1 protein-coding gene is annotated in these 230 nt (G+C 67.8%); it reads left to right on the top strand.

Annotated elements, in window-relative coordinates; all coding sequences use genetic code 11:
• Positions 1-230 (top strand): TonB-dependent receptor plug domain-containing protein (locus DBR18_RS25200; protein WP_256588961.1); only part of this gene is annotated, 230 nt, incomplete at both ends.

Genomic DNA, 230 nt, shown 5'->3' with positions numbered 1-230 from the left:
CCCGCCGGCAAACCCGCGGCCAGCGGCTCGCAACTGGAAACCGTGACCGTCACCACCCGCCGTCGCGAAGAAAGTTCGCAGGACGTGCCGACGCCGATGAGCGTGGTCAGCGGCCAGACGCTGGAGACGCAGCGCGTCTACCGGATTCAGGATCTGCAGCAACTGGTGCCCAGCGTCAACGTCGCCTACATGCACGCGCGCCAGTCCAGCGTGTCGATTCGCGGCCTGGG

The organism is Pseudomonas sp. HMWF021 (assembly GCF_003061005.1).
Classification (GTDB): Bacteria; Pseudomonadota; Gammaproteobacteria; order Pseudomonadales; family Pseudomonadaceae; genus Aquipseudomonas.
This window is presented reverse-complemented; position numbering and strand designations above follow the sequence as displayed.